General features: G+C 62.3%; 1 protein-coding gene and 1 pseudogene. Both read right to left on the bottom strand.

The annotated features are described in order from the left end of the window. Positions 1-460 (bottom strand): annotated as a pseudogene (locus tag EN935_RS37645) (alcohol dehydrogenase catalytic domain-containing protein); the annotation flags it as partial. 244 nt (positions 461-704) lie between these two features. Continuing rightward, the coding region (locus tag EN935_RS41195; RefSeq protein WP_164771784.1) for a hypothetical protein at positions 705-991 on the bottom strand (287 nt) is incomplete at its 5' end.

Here is a 991-nt window from a genome sequence, read left to right as displayed (position 1 = left end):
CGCCATGCGCAAGCACGCTCTGACCCGCCTGAAGGCGGGCGAGCTGGAACAGTCCCTGCCACGCGGTCAGACCGGAGATGGGCAGGCTCGCACCCACCGTGAAGTCAACGTCGCCCGGCAGCGGGGCGAGATTGCGTGCTTCCATGGCGACATACTCGGCCAGCGTGCCGTCGCGATGCCAGTCGGCGAGGCCGAACACTCGCTGGCCGATTGAAAGCCCCGTCGTGCCATAGCCGAGCGCGGTGACCACACCGGCCAGCTCATGGCCGAGGATCGATGGCGTCCGGGTACGGAAGGCTCGATCGGCCCAGGTCGAAGGCCACTCCAGTTCGGTGTTGACGAAGCCCGCGGCATGAACCTGTACCATGACATCGTTTATTGCCGCCTGCGGCTAGGGGCGCTCCACCAGCTTCATCCCCACTGTTCCTGCAGCCTGGTCCGTCACTACGATCGCTTTCATGGGAGTTGTCTCCTCAGACACTTGTTGGTTTCGGGGTAATCTGCGGGGGCGTAGAAGGTCTTTCGATCTCTCACGCAGTTAGCAATCGGCTCGGCCCGCTCAGCGGATCGACTGCTTTTGGGAAATCGGCGAGGTAGCTTGAAAGACCTAAAGAAGGCGCATTACTGCCATGCAGCCTGATCATTCTGTGACGAATGCGTCGTTTTGGTAGGCCGCCTCGCGAGGACGCTAGGTACGCCCTTGTTCAGCGCTCATAATCGTTATCGTTCGAGCGCTGCGTCTTGCGGTCCTGCTCTTCCGCCTGATGAGCCTTCTGCTTGTTGGCGTCCTTCTGCTTGGCTCTCATCTCCTGCTCGGTGCCAGTGCGCGGCTGCTCCAGCTGGCGGGGATCGTCCCGACTTGGAAGGTCTTGCCCTCGCGCCTCGCGCTCGGGGATCGGCTCGCCACTGCCACCACCACGACGCTGTTGCTGCCGCTCGAATTGCAGCCGTGCGAGACGGTCGTGCATCTTGTCGTTGACCTCTTCACGAT

The organism is Mesorhizobium sp. M7D.F.Ca.US.004.03.1.1, from assembly GCF_003998635.1.
GTDB classification, from domain to species: domain Bacteria; phylum Pseudomonadota; class Alphaproteobacteria; order Rhizobiales; family Rhizobiaceae; genus Mesorhizobium; species Mesorhizobium loti.
The sequence above is the reverse complement of the archived record's forward strand: the minus strand, read 5'-3'. Positions and strand labels throughout refer to the sequence as shown.